The 22,521-nt window shown below is 71.3% G+C and carries 22 protein-coding genes; 16 read left to right on the top strand and 6 right to left on the bottom strand.

Annotation, left to right across the window (positions count from 1 at the left end; translation table 11 throughout):
- Window positions 1-370 precede the first annotated feature (370 nt).
- Window positions 371-1,174, top strand: coding sequence for a hypothetical protein (locus tag OHT74_RS10240; protein ID WP_328620088.1), 804 nt, complete (start codon window positions 371-373; stop codon window positions 1,172-1,174).
- 14 nt (window positions 1,175-1,188) lie between these two features.
- Here OHT74_RS10240 and OHT74_RS10235 read toward each other — a convergent pair whose 3' ends face one another.
- Both OHT74_RS10235 and OHT74_RS10230 read right to left on the bottom strand, forming a co-directional pair.
- Window positions 1,189-2,526 carry a D-arabinono-1,4-lactone oxidase gene (locus tag OHT74_RS10235; RefSeq protein WP_328620087.1) on the bottom strand — a complete coding sequence of 446 codons (1,338 nt, stop codon included), beginning with the start codon at window positions 2,524-2,526 and terminating at the stop codon, window positions 1,189-1,191.
- Window positions 2,468-3,733, bottom strand: coding sequence for an MFS transporter (locus tag OHT74_RS10230; protein ID WP_266662877.1), 1,266 nt, complete (start codon window positions 3,731-3,733; stop codon window positions 2,468-2,470). Before OHT74_RS10230 ends, OHT74_RS10235 begins: the two co-directional genes overlap by 59 nt.
- A gap of 172 nt (window positions 3,734-3,905) precedes the next feature.
- On the opposite strand from OHT74_RS10230, the gene OHT74_RS10225 reads away from it, so the two are divergent.
- The gene (locus OHT74_RS10225) at window positions 3,906-5,075 is read left to right on the top strand and encodes a ferrochelatase (RefSeq protein WP_328620086.1); all 1,170 of its coding nucleotides are present in this window, start codon (window positions 3,906-3,908) and stop codon (window positions 5,073-5,075) included.
- A gap of 12 nt (window positions 5,076-5,087) precedes the next feature.
- Complete coding sequence (locus tag OHT74_RS10220; RefSeq protein WP_443047339.1) at window positions 5,088-5,891, top strand: inositol monophosphatase family protein; 804 nt, start codon at window positions 5,088-5,090, stop codon at window positions 5,889-5,891.
- Window positions 5,892-6,019: 128 nt separating this feature from the next.
- On the opposite strand, the gene OHT74_RS10215 is transcribed toward OHT74_RS10220, so the two are convergent.
- Entirely contained in the window at window positions 6,020-6,187 is a 168-nt protein-coding gene (locus OHT74_RS10215) for a hypothetical protein (protein WP_199920421.1), read from the bottom strand.
- Window positions 6,188-6,431: 244 nt separating this feature from the next.
- Between OHT74_RS10215 and OHT74_RS10210 the strand changes: the two genes are divergently transcribed.
- From OHT74_RS10210 to OHT74_RS10195, 4 genes are all read left to right on the top strand, one after another.
- Window positions 6,432-7,085, top strand: coding sequence for a response regulator transcription factor (locus OHT74_RS10210; protein WP_030154340.1), 654 nt, complete (start codon window positions 6,432-6,434; stop codon window positions 7,083-7,085).
- Window positions 7,086-7,090: 5 nt separating this feature from the next.
- Window positions 7,091-8,335 carry a sensor histidine kinase gene (locus OHT74_RS10205; protein WP_266662868.1) on the top strand — a complete coding sequence of 415 codons (1,245 nt, stop codon included), beginning with the start codon at window positions 7,091-7,093 and terminating at the stop codon, window positions 8,333-8,335.
- 383 nt (window positions 8,336-8,718) lie between these two features.
- The gene (locus OHT74_RS10200; RefSeq protein ID WP_053676268.1) at window positions 8,719-9,015 is read left to right on the top strand and encodes a DUF4193 domain-containing protein; all 297 of its coding nucleotides are present in this window, start codon (window positions 8,719-8,721) and stop codon (window positions 9,013-9,015) included.
- A gap of 12 nt (window positions 9,016-9,027) precedes the next feature.
- Window positions 9,028-9,948 (top strand): hypothetical protein, encoded by a 921-nt coding sequence (locus tag OHT74_RS10195; RefSeq protein ID WP_266662866.1) that lies wholly within the window; start codon window positions 9,028-9,030, stop codon window positions 9,946-9,948.
- A 54-nt stretch (window positions 9,949-10,002) separates the two neighbouring features.
- On the opposite strand, the gene OHT74_RS10190 is transcribed toward OHT74_RS10195, so the two are convergent.
- A complete protein-coding gene (locus tag OHT74_RS10190) occupies window positions 10,003-10,458 on the bottom strand; it encodes a DUF3093 domain-containing protein (RefSeq protein ID WP_266662864.1) in 456 nt (151 codons plus the stop codon).
- Window positions 10,459-10,516: 58 nt separating this feature from the next.
- Here OHT74_RS10190 and OHT74_RS10185 point away from each other — a divergent pair, with 58 nt between their 5' ends.
- The 7 genes from OHT74_RS10185 to OHT74_RS10155 all read left to right on the top strand — a co-directional run bounded on the left by OHT74_RS10185 (window position 10,517) and on the right by OHT74_RS10155 (window position 17,068).
- Window positions 10,517-11,101: a PaaI family thioesterase gene (locus OHT74_RS10185; RefSeq protein ID WP_266662862.1), complete on the top strand. Its 585-nt coding sequence runs from the start codon at window positions 10,517-10,519 to the stop codon at window positions 11,099-11,101.
- Complete coding sequence (gene dut / locus OHT74_RS10180; protein ID WP_266633983.1) at window positions 11,101-11,637, top strand: dUTP diphosphatase; 537 nt, start codon at window positions 11,101-11,103, stop codon at window positions 11,635-11,637. The genes OHT74_RS10185 and dut overlap by 1 nt, the downstream gene beginning before the upstream one ends.
- A gap of 1 nt (window position 11,638) precedes the next feature.
- The gene (locus tag OHT74_RS10175; protein ID WP_266662859.1) at window positions 11,639-12,418 is read left to right on the top strand and encodes a DUF3710 domain-containing protein; all 780 of its coding nucleotides are present in this window, start codon (window positions 11,639-11,641) and stop codon (window positions 12,416-12,418) included.
- Window positions 12,419-12,587: 169 nt separating this feature from the next.
- Window positions 12,588-15,185 (top strand): sensor histidine kinase KdpD, encoded by a 2,598-nt coding sequence (locus OHT74_RS10170; protein WP_328620085.1) that lies wholly within the window; start codon window positions 12,588-12,590, stop codon window positions 15,183-15,185.
- Window positions 15,182-15,868 carry a response regulator gene (locus tag OHT74_RS10165; RefSeq protein WP_266662855.1) on the top strand — a complete coding sequence of 229 codons (687 nt, stop codon included), beginning with the start codon at window positions 15,182-15,184 and terminating at the stop codon, window positions 15,866-15,868. Before OHT74_RS10170 ends, OHT74_RS10165 begins: the two co-directional genes overlap by 4 nt.
- A 24-nt stretch (window positions 15,869-15,892) precedes the next feature.
- A complete protein-coding gene (locus OHT74_RS10160; RefSeq protein WP_266662853.1) occupies window positions 15,893-16,312 on the top strand; it encodes an OB-fold nucleic acid binding domain-containing protein in 420 nt (139 codons plus the stop codon).
- Window positions 16,313-16,315: 3 nt separating this feature from the next.
- Window positions 16,316-17,068 carry a DUF3159 domain-containing protein gene (locus OHT74_RS10155; protein ID WP_266662851.1) on the top strand — a complete coding sequence of 251 codons (753 nt, stop codon included), beginning with the start codon at window positions 16,316-16,318 and terminating at the stop codon, window positions 17,066-17,068.
- Window positions 17,069-17,233: 165 nt separating this feature from the next.
- On the opposite strand, the gene OHT74_RS10150 is transcribed toward OHT74_RS10155, so the two are convergent.
- Window positions 17,234-17,896: a potassium channel family protein gene (locus OHT74_RS10150; RefSeq protein WP_266662849.1), complete on the bottom strand. Its 663-nt coding sequence runs from the start codon at window positions 17,894-17,896 to the stop codon at window positions 17,234-17,236.
- A complete protein-coding gene (locus OHT74_RS10145) occupies window positions 17,893-18,561 on the bottom strand; it encodes a potassium channel family protein (RefSeq protein WP_266662847.1) in 669 nt (222 codons plus the stop codon). Before OHT74_RS10145 ends, OHT74_RS10150 begins: the two co-directional genes overlap by 4 nt.
- Window positions 18,562-18,758: 197 nt before the next feature.
- On the opposite strand from OHT74_RS10145, the gene OHT74_RS10140 reads away from it, so the two are divergent.
- Entirely contained in the window at window positions 18,759-20,807 is a 2,049-nt protein-coding gene (locus tag OHT74_RS10140; RefSeq protein ID WP_266662824.1) for an APC family permease, read from the top strand.
- Between the two features lie 154 nt (window positions 20,808-20,961).
- Window positions 20,962-22,293 carry a class I SAM-dependent RNA methyltransferase gene (locus tag OHT74_RS10135; protein WP_328620084.1) on the top strand — a complete coding sequence of 444 codons (1,332 nt, stop codon included), beginning with the start codon at window positions 20,962-20,964 and terminating at the stop codon, window positions 22,291-22,293.
- Window positions 22,294-22,521: the final 228 nt, after the last annotated feature.

Genomic DNA, 22,521 nt, shown 5'->3' with positions numbered 1-22,521 from the left:
GTGACCGAACGGTTACTGTGCGCAGCAGGAATCCGTGCAATGCCGCGGGATCACCGGTCTCGAGTGCCGTTTCTCCATCAGTCGGCCCCCTCTCCCGAGTCCGGACATCCGTAAGGAAGGACGGCCCCAGGGCTCGCCACAGTACTCCATTCGGGCCACCTGGGTGGACCGCCGCGCCGCCGAACTTGTCGCGGGCGGCGGGAGTTGGGCTGCCCCGAATCGGGCCGGACCTGCGACCGCGCCCGTTTTCGGGTGTCTTGCTTCACAGAATCCCCAGAATCGGAACCATCCGTTTCGCTCGGCGGTCAGTAACTGCTGAGAGCGGTGAAGCGCGAGAGGTCGCGAGAGGCAGCACACACAGGGGGTGAGGATGGGTCAGAAGGCCGCGCCGGAAGTCGAACCGGGGTCCGGGACGGACGGGACGAAGAAGCTCGATCTGAGCGTGGCCCAGATCGCGGGCTCCTCCCTCGCCACCGTCGCGGCGGCTCTGCTCGCCTCGAAGCTCGGCGTCTACGGGACCATCCTCGGCGCCGGCGTGGTGAGCGTGGTCGCCACCGCCGGCGGCCCCGTCATCCAGCACCTCTTCAAGCGCACCGGCGACCAGCTGCGCGAGAGCGCCCGCCCTGGGAGGTGTCGTCAGGTCCCGCTGCCCCGTGGGGAGAAGGCGGCCGACGGCACTCTGCTGCTCCGTGCGGTCCCGCCCTCCGAGGAGTTCGGCGAGGCCACTGTGCACGGCACCCGGGTACGGGGCCGGAAGCGCACGGCGGTGGCCTCGGGTGCGGCCTTCGCCATCGCGCTCGGCGGCCTCGGCGCGTACGAGGCGTTCTCCGGTACGGCGATCAGCCAGGGCGGCGGAACCATCTGGTCCGGCGGCACGCGCAAGGTGAACGACGAACGGCCCGCCGGCCCCGGGAAGGAACCCGGCGCCGGCGGGAAGGGCGGCGGAACCCCGGAGTCCGGGACCTCCCCGGGCCCTTCGGCTCCGCACGGCGGCCGGGGCCCGAGCACGAGCCCCGGCCCCGAGCCGTCGTCCCCGGACTCCCCGGACTCCCCGGGCCCGGGCTCCGGGAGCCCGGCGCCGAGTCCGAGCCCGCCGACGCCGAGCCCGAAGCCCACCCCGACCCCGACGCCCACACCCACTCCGAGCGGAAAGGGGCAGCAGGACTCCCCCTGAGCACCGGGCGGGGGTTACTCGCCCAGCACCCGCCGCAGGTAGTCGTTGCCGAACAGCCGCTCCGGGTCCAGCCGGTCCCGCAGCGCGGTGAACTCGCCGAAGCGCGGGTAGACCCGGGCGAAGTACTCCGCGTCCCGCGTGTGCACCTTGCCCCAGTGCGGCCGTCCGCCGTGCGCGGTGAAGATCCGCTCGGCGGCCGTGAAGTAGGCCTGGTACGGCGTGCCCTTGTACATGTGCACCGCGATGTACGCGGTCTCCCGCCCCGAGGCGGTCGACAGCGCGATGTCGTCCGCCGGGGCCGTGCGGACCTCCACCGGGAAGCTGATCCGCAGACCGGAGCGGTCGACCGTCGTCTTGAGCTCTCGCAGCGCCTCGACGACCTGCTCGCGCGGGAGTGCGTACTCCATCTCCACGAAGCGCACCCGGCGCGGGCTGGTGAACACCTTGTACGGGATGTCCGTGTAGGTGCGCGCGGACAGGGCGCGGCTCGCGATCCGGGCGATGGAGGGGATGGCCGCCGGGACCGCGCGGCCCAGCGAGTTGACGGCCTGGAAGACGCCGTTGGACAGCAGCTCGTCCTCGACCCAGGCGCTCACCGCTCCGGGCGGGGCGGCGGGGCCCTGGCTGCGGTTGTTGCGCTTGGTGTTGCAGTTGCCGGTGTGCGGGAACCAGTAGAACTCGAAGTGCTCGTTCTCCGCGAAGTGCTGATCGAACTCGGCGGTCACCCGGTCGAAGCCCATGGGCTCCTCACGGGCGGTCAGGAAGAAGATCGGCTCCACCGCGAAGGTGATCGCGGTGACGATGCCGAGGGCTCCGATGCCGATCCGGGCGGCCGCGAAGACCTCCGGATTGTCCTTCTCGGAGCACGTGATCAGCCTGCCGTCCGCCGTGACCAGCTCCAGGCCGCGGATCTGGGCGGCGATGGAGGCGGAGTCCCGGCCGGTGCCGTGGGTTCCGGTGCTGGTGGCGCCGGAGACCGTCTGCTCCATGATGTCGCCCATGTTCGTGAGCGACAGGCCCTCCCGGGCCAGGGCCTGGTTGAGGTCCTTGAGCACCGTGCCCCCGGCCACCGTCACGGTGCCGGCGGCCCGGTCGATCTCCCGGATCCCGGCCAGCGCCTGCGGGCGTACGAGCACCCCGTCGGTGGCGGCGGCCGCGGTGAAGGAGTGGCCGGTGCCGACCGCCTTCACCTTCAGCCCGTCCTCGGCGGCCCGGCGGACCGCCTCCTGAAGCTCCCCGACCGAGGCCGGGGTCACCACCCGGGCGGGCGCCGCCGTGACGTTGCCCGCCCAGTTATGCCACGCGCCCGCTGTCGCCGGCCCGTTCTTCCCTGCTGCTGTCGCCGTCCCCATCGCTAGAGGGCTCCTCCCCTTGCGCCGGCCTCGTCAGCCGGCGGTAACCCGCGAACGCCACCGCCGCCGCGGCGGTCCCCGCCGAGACCGAGACGACGAACCCGCGCTGAGCCCCGGCCGCGTCGATGACCAGACCGGTCACGGAGGAGCCGACCGCGATACCGACGGCGAGGCCGGTGGTGATCCACGTCATGCCCTCGGTGAGCTTCGCGCGTGGTACGTGCGCCTCGATCAGGGCCATCGTGGTGATCATCGTGGGAGCGATGGCGAGGCCCGAGACGAAGAGCGCCACGGCCAGAAACGGAAGGTTCCCGGCCAGTAGGAGGGGGATCATACTCACGGCCATCGCACAGATGCCCAGTACCCACCTGCGTTCGGTCCGGCCCTTGAGATGGAGCAGGCCGAAGACGATGCCGGCCAGACAGGATCCGGCCGCCCAGATGGCCAGGATGAAACTGGCGGCGGGCTTCTGGCCCTGCTCCTCGGCGAAGGCCAGGGTGGATACATCGATGGATCCGAAGATCGCGCCGGTCGCCACGAACGTGGCCGTCAGCACCTGCAGGCCGGGGGAGCGCAGGGCGGAGGTCCGGTCGCCGTCCTGGCTGCGCGGATGCGGCGCCGGCTCGGTGGAGCGCTGCGCGGTGAGCAGCCAGACGCCGACGAGCAGGCAGCCGGCCGCGATCACCGGGCCGGCTTCCGGGAACCAGGTGGTGGACAGCCCGATGGCCAGGATCGGGCCGAAGATGAAGCAGACCTCGTCCACCACGGACTCGAAGGAGTACGCGGTGTGCAGTTCGCGCGGCGCGTCGTGGTAGAGCACCGTCCAGCGGGCGCGGATCATCGAGCCGACGCTCGGCACGCAGCCCGCGACGGCCGCGAAGACGAAGAGGGTCCAGTCGGGGAGTCCGTTCGCCGCGGCCAGTACCAGGGCGATGACGGAGGCGACGGAGATCAGGGTGGCGGGGCGCAGCACCCGCCGCTGCCCGTACTGGTCCACCAGCCGGGACACCTGCGGGCCGATGAATGCGGCGGCCAGGGCCAGGGTGCCGGTGAGGGCGCTGGCCATCGCGTAGCGCCCGGTGATCTCGGAGATCATCGTGAGGATGCCGACGCCCACCATGGATATCGGCAGCCGGCCTATGAGGCCGGCTGCGCTGAACGCCTTGGTGCCGGGCGCTGCGAAGATCGCGCGGTAGGGACTGGGCAAGGTCTCTCCGTAAGGGACGTCATTGGCCCATACAGGTTACGACTGCCGACAGGGCACCCGCACGGGGAGGATTCGCACATAGAAACTTAGGGTCACCTTACCTATGCCGCGATGCGGGACGCGTGGCCGGGCCGTTTCCCCGGCGCGGACGCCGGGTGGCAGGATTCGAGCCATGTCAGACCAGCTCCGCGCCGCCGCCCCGCCATCGGCCGAAGGCCTCGCCGGCCCCTACGACGCCCTCCTGCTGCTCTCCTTCGGCGGCCCCGAGGGGCCCGACGACGTCGTGCCGTTCCTGGAGAACGTCACGCGCGGGCGCGGCATCCCGCGCGAGCGGCTCAAGGAGGTCGGGCAGCACTACTTCGGCTTCGGCGGGGTCAGCCCGATCAACGGGCAGAACCGCGAGCTGCTGGACGCGCTGCGCAAGGACTTCGCCGACCACGGACTGGACCTGCCCGTGTACTGGGGCAACCGGAACTGGGCCCCCTACCTCACCGACGTGATGCGGGAGATGGCCGCCGACGGGCGCCGCCGGATCGCGGTGCTCGCGACCAGCGCGTACGCCTCGTACTCGGGCTGCCGCCAGTACCGCGAGAACCTCGCGGACGCGCTGGCGGCACTGGCCGAGGAGGGCGTCGCCGAGCTGCCGAAGGTCGACAAGCTGCGGCACTACTTCAACCACCCCGGCTTCGTGCAGCCGATGATCGACGGGGTGCTCGCCGCGCTGGAGTCGCTGCCGCAGGAGGTGCGCGCCGGCGCGCACCTGGCCTTCACCACGCATTCGATCCCCACCGCGGCCGCCGACACCTCCGGCCCGGTCGAGGAGCACACCGCCGACGGCGAGGGCGGGGCCTACGTCAGGCAGCACCTGGACGTCGCACAGGTGATCGCGGACGCGGTGCGGGCCGAGACGGGCACGGAGCTGCCCTGGGAGCTCGTCTACCAGTCGCGCAGCGGCGCCCCGCACATCCCGTGGCTCGAGCCGGACATCTGCGACCACCTGGAGGCCCTGCACGGCGCCGGGGCGCCCGCGGTGGTCATGGTCCCGATCGGGTTCGTCTCGGACCACATGGAGGTCCTGTACGACCTCGACACGGAGGCCACGGCGAAGGCGGCGGAGCTCGGGCTCCCGGTCGCCCGGTCGGCGACGGTCGGGGCCGACCCGCGGTTCGCGGCGGCGGTCCGGGAACTGGTGCTCGAGCGCGCCGCGGCCGAGCGGGGCGAGCCGGTGGAGCGGTGCGCGCTCGGGCTGCTCGGGCCCAGCCACGATCTGTGCGCGGTGGGCTGCTGCCCGGCGCGCGGGCCCCGGCCGGCGGCCGCGGGCGTCGACAGCCCGTACGCCTAGGAAAGGGCGAGCGTGATCTCCGAAGAGCTGAAGGCCGAACTGCTGGACGTGGGCCTGGACGCCGCCCGGCAGGCCGGGGAGCTGCTCCGGGACGGCCGGCCGGCCGATCTCGCGGTGGCGGCGACGAAGAGCAGCCCGATCGACGTGGTGACCGAGATGGACATCGCGGCGGAGAAGCTGATCACCGGTGTCCTCGCGCGGCGGCGGCCCGAGGACGGGCTGCTGGGCGAGGAGGGCGCGGACAGCCCCGGGACGAGCGGCGTGCGGTGGGTCGTGGACCCGCTGGACGGCACCGTCAACTACCTGTACGGGCTGCCGAGCTGGAGCGTGTCGATCGCCGCCGAGTACGAGGGCGCGACCGTCGTCGGGGTCGTGGCGGCCCCGATGCGGGGCGAGACGTACCACGCGGTGCTCGGGGGCGGGGCCTGGCTGGGGGAGGTCCGCCTCGCGTGCCGGGCGGCCGCCCCGCTGGACCAGGCGCTGGTCGCGACGGGGTTCGCGTACCTCCAGGTGCGCAAGGAGCAGCAGGCGGACGTCGCGCAGCGGGTGATCCCGAAGGTGCGGGACATCCGGCGGGGCGGATCGGCTGCGCTGGACCTCAGCGACGTGGCCGCCGGGCGGCTGGACGCGTACTACGAGCGGGGGCTGAACCCCTGGGACCTGGCCGCGGGCGAGCTCATCGCCCGGGAGGCCGGGGCGCTCACGGGCGGGCGGCCCGGCCGGCCGGCCTCGGGGGAGCTGGCGCTCGCCGCCACCCCGGCGGTGTTCGCGTCGCTGCAGCCCCTGCTGGAAGAGGCCGGGGCCTGGCACGACTGAGGGCGGTGGCCCCGGCCCGGCCGCCGCGGCGCCCGTACGGCCGGGGCCGGGGCCGGGCATGAGGGAACCCCGGCTGCCGCATGCGGTCGCCGGGGTTCGGGTCGGACTGGCGGGGTCAGGGAGATGAGTCAGCAGGCGGAGACGGGGACTCCGTGTTCGGCTGCGAGGCGCTGGAGATCTTCCAGTTCCGCCTGCTCCACTTCCACGAGGAAGTCGTCGCCCGTCTCACGGGCCTGATTGAGGTCCGACTGCGTGGCCCGGATGCGCTGCAGGAGACCCGCGGTGAATGCGTCCATGGTGGGTTCGCCCCCTCTTCGTGGGTCGGCGGCGGCACGTGGCAGTCCGCCGTCAGGGAGTGGTTGGGGTGTGCTGACGTCCTCCCCGGCACCCTGGGCCCAGAAACCTCGAGAGGCGAGGGAATCCACACTTCCGGCCCGGGCAGGCTCCCGAGGGACGCCTTACAGCCGGTTTACGGCTGAAACGTGCAGGATGGACGACGCAATACACGTGTGCCCTCAGGGCTCGATGGAAGGAAACGACGTGCGCGTACTCGTCGTCGAGGACGAGCAGCTGCTCGCCGATGCGGTGGCCACCGGGCTGCGCCGGGAGGCCATGGCCGTGGACGTCGTGTACGACGGCGCCGCGGCCCTGGAGCGCGTCGGGGTGAACGACTACGACGTGGTCGTGCTCGACCGGGACCTCCCGCTCGTGCACGGTGACGACGTCTGCCGGAAGATCGTCGAGCTCGGCATGCCCACCCGCGTGCTGATGCTGACGGCGTCCGGTGACGTGAGCGACCGGGTGGAGGGCCTGGAGCTGGGCGCGGACGACTACCTGCCCAAGCCCTTCGCGTTCAGCGAGCTGACCGCCCGCGTGCGCGCCCTGGGGCGGCGCACCACCGTGGCTCTGCCCCCCGTACTGGAGCGGGCCGGCATCAAGCTGGACCCGAACCGGCGGGAGGTGTTCCGTGAGGGCAGGGAGGTACAGCTGGCGCCCAAGGAGTTCGCGGTGCTGGAGGTTCTCATGCGGAGCGAAGGGACCGTCGTCTCCGCCGAGCAGCTGCTGGAGAAGGCATGGGACGAGAACACCGACCCCTTCACGAACGTGGTGCGGGTGACGGTCATGACCCTGCGGCGCAAGCTCGGGGAGCCGCCGGTCATCGTGACCGTGCCTGGCTCCGGATACCGGATCTGACGCGGGTGGCGGCGACCCCGGCACCACCGACGGTGCCGCCGAGACCGACCTGGGACCCCGGCCAGCCCGAGGGTCCCTTCCCTTGGCTGCGACCGACCATCCGCATACGCCTCACGCTGCTGTACGGCGGGATGTTCCTGATCGCCGGCATCCTGCTGCTGTCGATCATCTACCTGCTGGCGGCGCAGGCGCTGCGCGAGGGCAACGGACTGCCGTTCAAGATCGTGGGCGGCACGGACATCCAGGTCACCAGCACCTGCCCCGGCGTGGTCGGCAAGCCCCAGATGTACGACGAGTTCAACGCCGCGATCAACACCTGCATCCTGGAGCAGCGCAGGCACGCCCTGGACGACCTGCTCAGCCGGTCGCTGATGGCCCTGCTCGGCCTCAGCATCATCGCGTTCGCCTTCGGCTACGCCATGGCCGGGCGGGTGCTCATGCCGCTCGGCAAGATCACCCGGACCGCCCGCCGGGTCGTCGGCTCCGACCTGACCCGGCGGATCGAGCTGGACGGGCCGGACGACGAGCTCAAGGAGCTCGCCGACACCTTCGACGAGATGCTCGACCGGCTGGAGCGGGCCTTCACGGCCCAGCAGCGGTTCGTCGCGAACGCCTCGCACGAGCTGCGCACCCCGCTGGCGATCAACCGGACGCTGCTGGAGGTGCACCTGTCGGATCCGGGTGCGCCGGTGGAGCTCCAGCAGCTGGGCAAGACGCTGCTGGCCACCAACGAGCGCAGCGAGCAGCTCGTCGAGGGCCTGTTGCTGCTGGCGCGCAGCGACAACCAGATAGTCGAGCGCAAGCCCGTGGACCTGGCGGAGGTCGCCTCGCGCGCCATCGACCAGGCGCGCGGGGAGGCGGCGGTGAAGGGCGTGGAGATCCGCGGCGAGCGGGCGCTCGCCGTGGTCCAGGGCAACGGCGTCCTGCTGGAGCGGATCGCGCTCAACCTGGTGCAGAACGCCGTCCGGTACAACGTGCCGGAGGACGGCTGGGTCGAGGTCACCACCGAGTCCCAGCACGGCCAGGCAGTCCTCGTGGTCTCGAACACAGGTCCCGTGGTTCCCGCGTACGAGGTGGACAACCTCTTCGAGCCCTTCAGGCGGCTGCGTACGGAGCGAACGGGCAGTGACAAGGGTGTGGGGCTCGGCCTGTCGATCGCGCGCTCCGTGGCGCGCGCACACGGCGGACGGATCTCCGCGACGCCGCGCGAGGGCGGTGGCCTCGTGATGCGTGTCACTTTGCCCCTCTGAGCCCCCTCGCCACTTGTTCGCTGTTGGCTGAATGACCGAAGGGTGGGGGGGCGGCGGCTGTGTGATCGATCACATTGTCGAGTGTTGGGTCATGTGCGTTCAGTGACCCCGAAGGGGGCCGGAAAGCCCGGGAAGTCCGGGTTTCCCGCCCCTCGAACGGCGGGAAATACACGGGGTGGCGTTTGTGCAAGACGGCCCCCGGACCGTGTACGGTCCCGGTCGTCATCCCAGCCAATCGCTCCTTCAGGTGTGCGGCTGGGTGTCGATTGAGTAACAGACCTTGATGTGAGGCAAAATCTCCGCCTCAGGTCGGGCACAAGTCCGGCCTCTCGCGCGTTACGTGCGCTGAGACACCGCTAAATCCCAGAGGGGGAGAGCGAAAAATGGCAACGGACTACGACACCCCACGCAAGACCGACGACGACGTCGACAACGACAGCATTGAAGAGCTGAAGGCCCGGCGTAACGAGAAGTCGTCTTCGAACGTCGACGTCGACGACTTCGACGCGGCGGAGGGCATGGAGCTCCCCGGCGCGGACCTCTCCAACGAGGAACTGGCCGTCCGGGTGCTGCCCAAGCAGGCCGATGAGTTCACCTGCATGAGCTGCTTCCTGGTGCACCACCGCAGCCAGCTGGCACGAGAGAAGAACGGTCAGCCGATCTGCCGCGACTGCGACTGAGAGGCGTCGGCCGTGACCGGCTCGACACCGTTCCGGAAGCGACGCTTCCGGAAAGCTGGTGATCCGGCGGAGACGCAGGCGGGAGCCACGGGCCCGGAAACGGGCCCAGGAGCCCCCGGCGTACCCGCCGTGTCTTCAGGCACCGCCGCGGCGGTGCCGTCGGCCACAGAGTCCGACGAGGCGGCCCGGCGCAGGTCCGGGGCTCGTCGGCTGCAAGCGGTCAAGAGTGGTGTGCGCAAGGGCGGCGAACATGCCAGGGCCGCCGTCCTGCACATTGCGGACCGCATCATCGAGAACGCACCGCGCGTTCCGGTTCGGGACCTCGCGACCCTGCGCGCGCAGTTCCCGGGCCTCGGTCCCGATCAGCTTGCCGACAAGCTGATCGCGGGCGCCTCGTACGGCACCTCCACCGTCGGCGCGGGCATCGGAGCCGCGGCCATGCTGCCGGTGCCGCCCGCCATGCCGGCCGAGCTGGCCGCGGAGGTCACCGGGGTCGCACTGATCGAGCTGAAGCTCATCGCGGAGCTCCACGAGGTGTACGGCCTGCGGGCCCCCGGCAACCTCAAGGACCGCAGCCTCGCCTACCTGACGTCGTGGACGGAGGAGCGCGGGGTGGACCTGACGAAGCCGACGACGCTGAACATCGCGCTCGGTGGGCAGATGAAGCGCGAACTGCGCCAACAGATCATGAAGCGGACGTTCCGCAACCTGCCGATGCTGCTGCCGTTCATGGTGGGCGCCGCCGTCGGCGCGGTCATGAACCGCCGGGACACCCGCAAACTCGCCGAGAAGGTCCGTGCCGACCTGCGGAGCCGGGCGGTGGCGTGGGACTCGCTCCCGCAGCTCCCGCCCCTTGAGCAGCCCTCCGAGCCCCTTCCCGAGGCTGCCAGAGCCGCACTGGAGGGTCCGGCCGGCGACCCGCCCCCGGTCTGACCCGCGGTGCGGCCTCCTGCCGGCCTCTGCCCCCGGCCGGTCAGCCTTGGCCGGTCAGCCCTTGGCCGACCGGATCGCCGAGGCCAGGGCCTGCGGCGCGCGGGTGGAGACGTACGCGTACGGGGTCGGGTCCTCGGGATCGGTGATCGGGATGCGCACCGCCGTCGGGACGTAGCTGCGCAGCAGCATGAAGGCGCGGGTGTCCGCCTTGTACGTGCGCCAGGCGCGCGCCTCCTCCGGCTCCAGCACCTCGGGCTCGCCCAGGGCCGCCACCGGGATCCGCGCCTCACCGGCGGCCAGCGCACCGTTCACCACGCGCACGCGCGCGGAGCCGTACGAACTCACCAGCATCCCCGCCAGCGCGGTGCCCCCGACCAGCCCGGCCAGCAGCGGCAGCGTGCCCAGCGGCAGCAGCATCAACGCGCACGCGAGGCCGATGAGTACGGCGATGGCCCACCACGAGCGGGGGGCGGTCAGACGTTCGTCGTGGTGCGCGGGGGAGAGCTGCATGGCAGCAAGCCTGCCACGAGGCGACCCGCGGGTAGCGGCGCGGGTAAGGTCTGCGGCTGTGAGTGGACGAAACACAGCGTTGACGCCCCCGGCCGATGCCGCCGCGCCGGTCCGGCACCCCGACGCCCCGGCACCCGGCGAGCTGCTCGGTGCGCACTACGAGCACTGCTTCGGCTGTGGCGACGGCCAGGCCCACGGACTCCACCTGGAGGCCCGTGCGGGTGAGGGCGTGCGCGTCACCGCCGAGTTCACCGTCAAGCCCGCCCATCAGGGCGCTCCCGGCCTCGCCCACGGCGGCGTGCTCGCCACCGCGCTCGACGAGACGCTGGGCTCCCTGAACTGGCTGCTGCGCGTCATCGCGGTGACGGGACGGCTGGAGACGGACTTCGTGCGGCCGGTGCCCGTGGACACCGTGCTGTACCTGGAGGCCGAGGTGACCGCCGTCGCCGGGCGCAAGATCTACTCCACCGCGGTCGGCCGGATAGGCGGGCCCGAGGGCCCGGTCGCCGTGCGCGCAGACGCGCTCTTCATCGAGGTGAAGGTCGACCACTTCATCGACAACGGTCGGCCCGAGGAGATCCGGGCGGCGATGTCCGACCCGGACCAGGTCAGGCGCGCACGCGCCTTCGAGGTGAACCCCTGATGTCTGACAACAACCCCGCGCCCGTCGACGTGCTGATCCGCCGCGTCGACCCCGAGGTGCCCCTGCCCGCGTACGGCCACCCCGGCGACGCCGGCTGCGACCTGGTGACCACCGAGGCGGCCGTGCTGGAGCCCGGTGAGCGCACCGTGCTGCCCACGGGCGTGTCCATCGCCCTGCCCGACGGGTACGCGGCCTTCGTGCACCCGCGCTCGGGCCTGGCCGCCCGCTGCGGGCTCGCGCTCGTGAATGCCCCGGGGACGGTGGATGCCGGGTACCGTGGGGAGATCAAGGTGATCGTGGTCAATCTCGACCCGCGCGAGAGCGTCCGGTTCGAGCGCTTCGACCGCATTGCCCAGCTGGTTGTCCAGAGGGTCGAGAAGGTGCGCTTCCACGAGGTGGCGGAACTTCCCGGCTCGGCCCGGGCCGAGGGGGGTTTCGGCTCCACCGGCGGTCATGCGGCCGTGGCCGGATCCGGCGCTGGTCAGCAGGGTGGGAATGGCTACGCTTCGGTCGTATCCGACCGGGAAGGACAGTGACGTGTTCGGACGTCGCAAGAAGAACGACTCCGCCAAGGACGGCGGCGCGGCCGAGCAGGTCGTGGACGGCGTGGCTGCCGATGAACAGGACGGCGGCGAGGAGCAGGACTCCGCGCCCCGCAGGGTGAATCTGCCGCCCGCCCCGCGGCCCGACGGTCCCTGGGACGTCTCCGAGGTGCCCGGTGCGCCGGACGAGGGTCGCGTCGACCTGGGCGGCATTCTCGTACCGGGTGTCGAGGGCATGGAGCTGCGCGTCGAGGTCGCCGGTGACGCGATCGTCGCCGCGACGGTCGTCCTCGGTGACAGCGCCGTACAGCTGCAGGCCTTCGCGGCGCCCAAGAAGGAAGGCATCTGGGGCGAGGTCCGCGAGGAGATCGCCACGGGCATCACCCAGCAGGGCGGCATCATCGACGAGGTCGAGGGTCCGCTGGGCTGGGAGCTGCGCGCCCAGGTGCCCGTACCCATGCCCGACGGCCAGACCGGCGCCCAGCTGGTCCGTTTCGTCGGCGTCGACGGCCCCCGCTGGTTCCTGCGGGGCGTCATCTCCGGCCAGGGCGCGGTGCGCCCCGAGTCGGCGGGCGTGCTCGAGCACGTCTTCCGGGAGACCGTCATCGTGCGCGGCGACGGCCCGATGGCTCCGCGCGACCCGATCGTGCTGAAGCTGCCGAACGACGCCCAGATGGTGCCGGACGGCGTGCAGACCGAGGACCAGGAGGGCTCCCGCTTCTCCGGCGGCATGGGCCAGCTGGAGCAGGGCCCGACGATCACCGAGGTCCGCTGACCCGGCGGATCCCGGCGACGCCTGCTCGGCGACTGTTTCCGGCCGCGGGCCGTACCCCTTCGGGGGTACGGCCCGCTGTCGTACCCGCGGGGTGTCAGAGATCCGTCAGGGATGGGCGGACGGCCGGGAAAAGTGCATGATCGGCGGAAACGTCCCGGAGAATGGGCGCATGGGACGCGGCAAGCTACGGATCTACCTCGGCGCGGCACCCGGTGTGGGCAAGACCTACGCGATGCTCTCCGAGGGCCACCGCCGGGTGGAGCGGGGTGCCGATTGCGTCGTCGGCTTCGTCGAGCACCACGGGCGGCCGCGCACCGAGGTGATGCTGCACGGGCTCGAACAGGTGCCGCGCAAGGAGCTCTCGTACCGGGGCGCTGCATTCACCGAGATGGACGTGGACGCCGTACTGGCGCGCCGGCCGGCCATCGCGCTCGTGGACGAGCTCGCGCACACCAACGTGCCCGGCTCGCGCAACGCCAAGCGCTGGCAGGACGTCGAGGAGCTGCTGCAGGCGGGCATCGACGTCGTGTCCACCGTGAACATCCAGCACCTGGAGTCGCTCGGCGACGTGGTGGAGTCCATCACCGGCGTGCGGCAGCGGGAGACCGTGCCGGACGAGGTGGTACGGCGGGCCGACCAGATCGAGCTCGTCGACATGTCCCCGCAGGCGCTGCGCCGGCGGATGGCGCACGGGAACATCTACCGGTCCGACAAGGTCGACGCGGCCCTGTCGAACTACTTCCGGCCCGGCAACCTCACCGCCCTGCGCGAGCTGGCGCTGCTGTGGGTGGCCGACCGGGCCGACGAGTACCTCCAGCAGTACCGGGGCGAGCACGGCATCCGCTCCACCTGGCAGGCCCGCGAGCGGATCGTCGTCGGGCTCACGGGCGGGCCCGAGGGGCGTACGCTCATCCGCCGCGCCTCCCGGATGGCCGCCAAGGGCTCGGGCAGCGAGATCCTGGCCGTCTACATCGCCCGCAGTGATGGGCTGACCGCGGCCTCGCCGAAGGAGCTCGCGGTCCAGCGGACGCTGGTCGAGGATCTTGGCGGAACGTTTCATCATGTGATCGGCGACGACATCCCCGACGCGCTGCTCGAATTCGCCCGGGGCGTCAACGCCACCCAGATCGTGCTCGGCTCCAGCCGCCGCAAGGCCTGGCAGTACGTCTTCGGCCCCGGCGTCGGCGCCACCGTGGCCCGCGACTCGGGGCCCGACCTCGACGTGCACATCGTCACGCACGAGCAGGTCGCCCGGGGCCGCGGCCTGCCCGTGGTCCGCTCGGCGGCCCGGCTCGGACGGACCCGGATCATCGCGGGCTGGGTCGTCGGGATGGTCCTCCCCGCCCTGCTGGCCGTGCTGCTCACGCATGTGAACGCCGACCCGGGCCTGGCCAACGAGATGCTGCTGTTCCTCTCGCTGACCGTGGCCGCCGCGCTGCTGGGCGGGCTCTGGCCGGCGCTGGCCTCGGCCGCCTTCGGCTCGCTGCTGCTGAACTACTTCTTCGCCCCGCCCGTGCACCGCCTCACCATCTCCGACCCGAAGAACATCGTGGCCATCGCCGTCTTCTTCGGGGTGGCCGTCTCCGTGGCCTCGGTGGTGGACCTGGCGGCCCGGCGCACCCACCAGGCCGCGCGGCTGCGCGCCGAGTCCGAGATCCTCTCCTTCCTGGCCGGCAGCGTCCTGCGCGGCGAGACCACGCTGGACGCGCTGCTGGAGCGGGTGCGCGAGACCTTCGCCATGGAGTCCGTGGTCCTGCTGGAGCGGGCGGGCGACGTCGAGCCCTGGAAGCGGGCCGGCAGCGTCGGCCCGCGCCCGGTCGGCCGCCCCGAGGAGGCCGATGTGGACATGCCCATCGGGGACCACATGGCGCTGGCCCTCTCCGGCCGGGTGCTGCCCGCCGAGGACCGCCGCGTGCTCGGCGCGTTCGCCGCCCAGGCCGCCGTGGTCCTCGACCGGCAGCGGCTGGTCGGGGAGGCCGAGGAGGCCCGCCGGCTGGCGGAGGGCAACCGGATCCGGACCGCGCTGCTGGCCGCCGTCAGCCATGACCTCCGTACACCGCTGGCCTCCATCAAGGCCTCGGTGTCGTCCTTGCGCTCCGACGACGTGGACTGGTCCGAGGAGGACCGGGCCGCGCTCCTCGAAGGCATCGAGGACGGCGCCGACCGGCTCGACCACCTGGTGGGCAACCTGCTCGACATGTCCCGGCTCCAGACCGGCACCGTGACCCCGCTGATCCGGGAGATCGACCTCGACGAGGTGGTCCCGATGGCGCTGGGCGGCGTACCGGAGGACAGCGTGGTGCTGGACGTCCCGGAGACGCTGCCGATGGTGGCGGTGGACCCGGGGCTGCTGGAACGGGCCGTCGCCAACGTGGTGGAGAACGCCGTCAAGTACAGCCCGGCCGGGGAGCCGGTGGTGGTCGCGGGCAGCTCCCTCGGCGACCGGGTCGAGGTGCGCGTCGTGGACCGCGGGCCCGGGGTGCCCGACGAGGCCAAGGACCGGATCTTCGCCCCCTTCCAGCGGTACGGGGACGCCCCGCGCGGCGCCGGGGTGGGCCTCGGCCTCGCGGTGGCCCGGGGCTTCGCCGAGGCCATGGACGGCACCTTGGCGGCCGAGGACACCCCGGGCGGCGGCCTCACGATGGTGCTGACGCTGCGGGCCGTGACACGCGACAGTGGACCGGCGGACGGCGCGCCGGACGACGGAGCACGCACCACCGACCTCATGGATCTCGACCCGATACGACAGAAAGCAGGACCTCGATGACCCGGGTGCTCGTGGTGGACGACGAGCCGCAGATCGTCCGAGCCCTCGTGATCAATCTGAAGGCACGCAAGTACGAGGTCGACGCCGCGGCGGACGGGGCCGGCGCCCTGGAGCTCGCGGCCGCCCGCCACCCCGACGTGGTCGTCCTCGACCTCGGCCTGCCCGACATGGACGGCATCGAGGTGATCAAGGGCCTGCGCGGCTGGACCCGGGTGCCGATCCTGGTCCTCTCGGCCCGGCACACCTCCGACGAGAAGGTCGAGGCCCTGGACGCCGGGGCCGACGACTACGTCACCAAGCCCTTCGGCATGGACGAGCTGCTGGCGCGGCTGCGCGCCGCCGTCCGCAGGGCCGAGCCGTCCGCGGGCGCCGGCGAGGACGAGGTGATCGTGGAGACCGACGGCTTCACGGTGGACCTGGCCGCGAAGAAGGCCGTGCGCGAGGGGCGCGACGTACGGCTCACGCCCACCGAATGGCACCTGCTCGAGGTGCTGGTCCGCAATGGCGGCAAGCTGGTCAGCCAGAAGCAGCTGCTCCAGGAGGTCTGGGGGCCCTCGTACGGCACGGAGACGAACTACCTGCGGGTCTACATGGCCCAGTTGCGGCGCAAACTGGAGGCGGACCCTTCGCACCCGCGGCACTTCATCACGGAGCCGGGCATGGGATACCGCTTCGAGAGGTAGCGGGGGCGCCGGTACGCTTCCTGTATGAGTGCTGAACCGCGTCCCGAGAAGTCCGCCAAGCCGGTCAGGCCGGCGGGCCGGTTCCGGCGGATGATAGAGCGGCTGTCCACCTCGCAGGAGGAGCTGCATTCGGCGGAACTGCAGGAGGACGCAGAAGCCGCGGGGTGCACGCGGATCTGCGACTGCCACGACCGCCAGATAGTCAAGGTGACGGGAACCCTGCGTACCGTCACCCTTCGGCCGCGCGCGGGAGTGCCCGCCCTGGAGGCGGAGCTCTTCGACGGCTCGGCCGGGCTGGACGTGGTCTGGCTCGGGCGTCGCTCGATCGTGGGAATCGAGCCCGGCCGGCGCATGATCGCCTCCGGGCGCATCTCCATGAGCCACGGCCGCAGGGTCCTCTTCAACCCGAAGTACGAACTCCGACCGCTCGGACAGGAGCACTGACCGGTGACGTCATTCGACAAACCGACCACCCCGGACCCCGCGGGCGGGCCGTCCCCGGATCCGGCCTCCGACCAGAAGGCCGTGACCCAGGCGGCGCTCTTCGACGCCTTCGGCGGCGTCCGGGGCACCGTGGAGACGATGCTCCCCGGGCTGCTCTTCGTGATGATCTACACGGTCAACAAGGACGTGAAGATGTCCGCGATCGCGGCGGGCGCCGTCGCGGTCCTGCTCGTGATCGTGCGGCTGCTGCGCAAGGACACCGTGAAGCACGCCTTCAGCGGGGTCTTCGGCGTGGGCGTCGGCGTGGCCTTCGCCCTGTTCACGGGCACGGCCAAGGGCTTCTACCTGCCCGGCATGATCTACGGCGCCGGACTGGGAGTGGCCTTCACGCTGTCCGCGCTCGTCGGGTTCCCGCTGCTGGGCGTGATCCTCGGCCCGGTGTTCAAGGAGAACCTGTCCTGGCGCACCCGCAACCCCGGGCGTAAGAAGGCGTACACCAAGGCCAGTCTGGCCTGGGGGCTCATCTTCCTGGCGAAGTACGCGATCCTCTTCCCGCTGTACTGGTGGGGGGACGCGACGCAGCTGGGCTGGGTGCTCATCGCGCTGAAGCTGCCCCCGATGGTGCTCGCGGTGTACTTCACGTGGGTGTTCCTGGCGAAGGCGCCGCCGCCGATCGACGTGATCGCGGAGTGGGAGGCCAAGGACGCCGCCGAGGAGGCCGCCAAGGCCGCTGCCGCTCGGGAACACAGGTCCTGACCCGGTTCCGCCGGCTGGGTGCGGCGCCGTCGCCGGGGGCGCTGCCCCCGGACCCCCGCGCCTCGAACGCCGGTGGGGCTGGGTGGTTTGCCGGACTGTGACGCGAAAAGGGGCGGGCCCGACCATCGAATGGTCGGGCCCGCCCCTTCGTCGTGTCGCGTGCCGTCAGTTACGGGCCTGGAGGAGGTCCTCCAGCTGTTCCTCGCGGGCCTGGGCGGCCACGAAGAGCAGTTCGTCGCCCGGCTCGAGGGTCTCCTCCGCGTGCGGGGTCAGGACCCGGTTGCCGCGGATGATCGTGACCAGCGAGGTGTCCTCGGGCCAGGTGATCTCGCTGATCTGGGTCCCGGCGACCGAGGAGTCGGGGGGCAGGGTCAGCTCGACGAGGTTGGCGTCGCCGTGGCTGAAGCGGAGCAGCCGCACCAGGTCGCCGACGCTGACGGCTTCCTCGACCAGGGCCGACATCAGACGCGGCGTGGAGACCGCCACGTCGACGCCCCAGGACTCGTTGAAGAGCCACTCGTTCTTCGGGTTGTTCACGCGGGCCACGACCCGGGGGACCCCGTACTCGGTCTTGGCCAGGAGGGAGACGACCAGGTTGACCTTGTCGTCGCCCGTGGCGGCGATGACGACGTTGCAGCGCTGCAGCGCGGCCTCGTCGAGCGAGGTGATCTCGCACGCGTCGGCCAGCAGCCACTCGGCCTGCGGCACCCGCTCCACGGAGATGGCGGTCGGCGCCTTGTCGACGAGCAGCACCTCGTGCCCGTTCTCCAGCAGCTCGCCCGCGATGGAACGGCCCACCGCGCCGGCTCCGGCGATCGCGACCCTCATGCGTGTGCCTCCTCGGGGCCCTCGGTGAAGGCCGCCTCGACCTTGTCGATCTCGTCCGTACGCATCATCACGTGGACGAGGTCGCCCTCCTGCAGCACCGTCTGGGACGTCGGCAGCATCGCCTCGCCCAGTCGGGTGAGGAAGGCCACGCGGACGCCGGTCTCGTCCTGCAGCTTGCTGACCTTGTGCCCGATCCAGGCGGCGGAGGTGTGCACCTCGGCGAGCTGGACCCCGCCGCTCGGGTCGCGCCACAGCGGCTCGGCCCCGGACGGCAGCAGCCGGCGCAGCATCTGGTCGGCGGTCCACCGCACGGTGGCGACGGTCGGGATGCCCAGGCGCTGGTAGACCTCGGCGCGCTTCGGGTCGTAGATGCGGGCGGCGACGTTCTCGACACCGAACATCTCGCGCGCCACGCGGGCAGCGATGATGTTGGAATTGTCACCACTGCTGACGGCTGCGAAAGCGCCCGCTTCCTCGATCCCGGCCTCGCGCAGCGTGTCCTGGTCGAAGCCGACCCCGGTGACGCGGCGGCCGCCGAATCCGGCTCCCAGCCGGCGGAATGCGGTGGGGTCCTGGTCGATGACCGCGACCGTATGCCCCTGCTGTTCCAAGGTCTGCGCGAGGGCGGAGCCCACCCTTCCGCAGCCCATAATGACGATGTGCACGGCCGTCCTTCCGGCTGTCAGCGCTCGCTGGTTCCCAGCCTCATTGCATGCTCTGGCTTCACAGGGTCTCAGACCATGGCCCAAGCTACACACGGGCGGTCCCCGTTGTGACCTTTGCGGCGCAGACGACGACTCATTGCCCTGGAATACCGGCGGGGGGTTCGTCAGCCGGATTTCGAACGCATACGATCCTCTGCGTGTCCAAACTGACCGACGTGCCCAAACGGATCCTGATCGGCCGGGCGCTACGCAGCGACCGCCTCGGGGAAACGCTCCTCCCCAAGCGGATCGCCCTCCCTGTCTTCGCTTCCGACCCGCTCTCCTCGGTGGCATATGCCCCCGGCGAGGTCCTGCTGGTCCTGTCGATCGCGGGTGTGTCGGCGTACCACTTCAGCCCCTGGATCGCGCTCGCGGTCGTCGTGCTGATGTTCACCGTGGTCGCCTCGTACCGCCAGAACGTCCACGCGTACCCGAGCGGCGGCGGCGACTACGAGGTCGCCAACACCAACCTCGGGCCCAAGGCCGGACTCACGGTGGCGAGCGCCCTGCTCGTCGACTACGTCCTGACCGTCGCCGTATCGATCTCTTCCGGAGTCGAGAACCTCGGCTCCGCCGTCGATTTCGTCATCGAGCACAAGGTGCTCTCGGCGGTGATCATGATTCTTCTGCTCACGCTGATGAATCTGCGCGGCGTGAAGGAATCCGGGAAACTCTTCGCGATCCCGACGTACGTGTTCGTCGGCGCCGTCTTCGTGATGATCGCCTGGGGCGCCTGGCGCGGCCTCGTCGCCGGCGACACCATGGAGGCCCCGACGGCCCACCTGGAGATCAAGGCGGAACACCAGGGGCTGGCCGGCTTCGCGCTCGTCTTCCTGCTGCTGCGGGCCTTCTCCTCCGGGTGTGCCGCCCTGACCGGCGTCGAGGCGATCAGCAACGGCGTCCCCGCCTTCCGCAAGCCCAAGAGCAAGAACGCCGCCTCCACCCTCGCCCTGATGGGCGCCCTGGCGGTCACCATGTTCTGCGGGATCATCGGCCTGGCCATGGCCACCGACGTGAGGATGGCCGAGGCGCCCGCGACCAACCTGCTGGACAACGGCGTCCCCGTCGGCCCCGAGTTCGTCCAGCACCCGGTGATCTCCCAGGTGGCCGAGGCCGTCTTCGGCAACGGCAGCTTCCTGTTCATCGTCCTGGCGACCGCCACCGCGCTCGTCCTGTTCCTGGCCGCGAACACCGCGTACAACGGCTTCCCGCTGCTCGGCTCGATCCTCGCGCAGGACCGCTACCTGCCGCGCCAGCTGCACACCCGCGGCGACCGGCTCGCCTTCTCGAACGGCATCGTGCTGCTCGCCGGCGCGGCCATCCTGCTCGTGTGGCTCTACGACGCCGACTCCACCAAGCTGATCCAGCTCTACATCGTCGGCGTGTTCGTCTCCTTCACGCTGAGCCAGATCGGCATGGTCCGGCACTGGAACCGCCACCTGCGCACCGAGAAGGACCAGGCCGCGCGGCGCCGGATGCACCGCTCCCGGGCGATCAACACCTTCGGCGCGATCTTCACCGGGCTGGTCCTGGTCGTCGTCCTGGCCACCAAGTTCACGCACGGCGCCTGGGTCGCCCTGCTGGGCATGGTGATCTTCTACGGCACGATGACCGCGATCCGGAAGCACTACGACCGGGTCTCCGCCGAGATCGCCGCCGCGGAGGGCCCCAGCGACGACAGCGTGCGGCCCTCCCGGGTCCACTCGATCGTCCTGGTCTCCAAGGTGCACAAGCCCACGCTGCGCGCCCTGGCCTTCGCCAAGCTGACCCGCTCGGACACCCTGGAGGCGCTCAGCATCAGCGTCGACGCGGCCGAGACCAAGGCGCTGAGGGAGGAGTGGGAGCGGCGCGGGATCAACGTACCGCTCAAGATCCTCGACTCCCCGTACCGCGAGATCACCCGCCCGGTGATCGAGTACGTGAAGGGCCTGCGCAGCGAGAACCCGCGCGACGCCGTCAGCGTGTACATCCCGGAGTACGTCGTCGGCCGCTGGTACGAGCACCTGCTGCACAACCAGAGCGCACTGCGGCTCAAGGGCCGCCTGCTGTTCACCCCTGGCGTCATGGTCACCTCGGTGCCGTACCAGCTGGAGTCCTCGGAGCTCGCGAAGAGGCGGGCGAAGAAGCGGCAGGAGTGGAACGCCCCGGGCGCGGTGCGCCGCGGACCGGTGGACACCCCGCGCCCGAAGGACCGCGCGGGGAAGTAGGCCCGGGGAGGCAAGCCCGGGCGCCGAGTACGGCGTGGCAAACGGCCGGACAGGATCCACGTAAACTGGTGGGTCGGCTGTCCGGCCGTTGTACATGAAGCATGAACATGAAGCATGAACCTTGACGACCTTTGAAACTTGGAGTCTCCCCACCATGACCGAGCAGAACGAGAAGCAGTCACTGGTCGGGGAGGAGTACGAGGTCGAGGTCGGCCCCGTCGCGCACGGCGGGCACTGCATCGCCCGGACCTCCGACGGGCGGGTCCTGTTCGTCCGCCACACGCTGCCCGGCGAGAAGGTCATCGCGAAGATCACGGAGGGCGAGGCGGACTCCCGCTTCCTGCGCGCCGACGCGATCACCGTCCTGGACGCCTCCAAGGACCGCGTCGAGGCCCCGTGCCCGTACGCCGGACCCGGCAAGTGCGGCGGCTGCGACTGGCAGCACGCCAAGCCGGGCGCCCAGCGCCGGCTCAAGGGCGAGGTCGTCGCCGAGCAGCTGCAGCGGCTCGCCGGGCTCACCCCGGAGGAGGCCGGCTGGGACGGCACGGTCATGCCGGCCGAGGGTGACAAGCTGCCGGCCGGGCAGGTGCCGCAGTGGCGCACCCGCGTGCAGTTCGCCATCGACGAGGACGGCAACGCGGGTCTGCGCAAGCACCGCTCGCACGACATCGAGCTGATCGACCACTGCATGATCGCGGCGCCGGGCGTCAGCGAGCTGGGCATCGAGAAGCAGGACTGGCCCCAGATGGCCACGGTCGAGGCGATCGCCGCCTCCGGCTCCGGCGACCGTCAGGTCGTCCTCACCCCGCGTCCCGGCGGCCGTCTCCCCCTCGTGGAGCTGGACAAGCCGGTCTCGGTCCTCCGGGTCGAGGAGAAGGACGGCGGGGTCCACCGGGTCCACGGCCGCCCCTTCGTACGGGAGCGCGCGGACGGCCGTACGTACCGCGTCGGCATGGGCGGTTTCTGGCAGGTCCACCCGCAGGCCGCGGACACCCTGATCAAGGCCGTCATGCAGGGCCTGATGCCGCGCAAGGGCGAGATGGCCCTCGACCTCTACTGCGGCGTCGGCATCTTCGCGGGCGCACTGGCGGAGCGCCTGGGCGAGGCGGGCGCGGTGCTCGGCATCGAGTCCACGAAGCGCGCGGTCGAGGACGCCCGGCACAACCTGGCGGACTTCCCCCGGGTCCGCATCGAGCAGGGCAAGGTCGAGACGGTCCTCCCGAAGACCGGCATCACGGAGTGCGACCTGGTCGTCCTGGACCCCCCGCGCGCCGGAGCCGGCAAGCAGACGGTCCGCCACATCGCCGGCCTCTCGGCCCGCCGCATCGCCTACGTCGCCTGCGACCCGGCGGCCCTGGCCCGCGACCTGGCCTACTTCAAGGACAACGGCTACAAGGTCCGCACCCTCCGCGTCTTCGACCTCTTCCCGATGACCCACCACGTGGAGTGCGTCGCGATCCTGGAGCCGGTCCGCGACGACGTCTGAGAGGGCGACGGGTGCTCTCGTGCCCGTTGCATCGGAAGCCCTGGTGGTCCGGTCGTGTGTCTGCACGCGACCGGGGCGCCGGGGCTTGTTTCGTTGGTGGCTCCAGCGGTGCTCCGTCTGTTCTCAACCTCGGGAGGATCGGTTCTCCACCTTCGGGGGAGGGGCGGGGGTGAGGGGCGGGGGGTCTCAGCCAACGGCCGATGACCGGGGGGCCGGGACGAACCAGTG

It is taken from the genome of Streptomyces sp. NBC_00354, assembly GCF_036106915.1.
GTDB lineage: Bacteria > Actinomycetota > Actinomycetes > Streptomycetales > Streptomycetaceae > Streptomyces.
The sequence above is the reverse complement of the archived record's forward strand: the minus strand, read 5'-3'. Positions and strand labels throughout refer to the sequence as shown.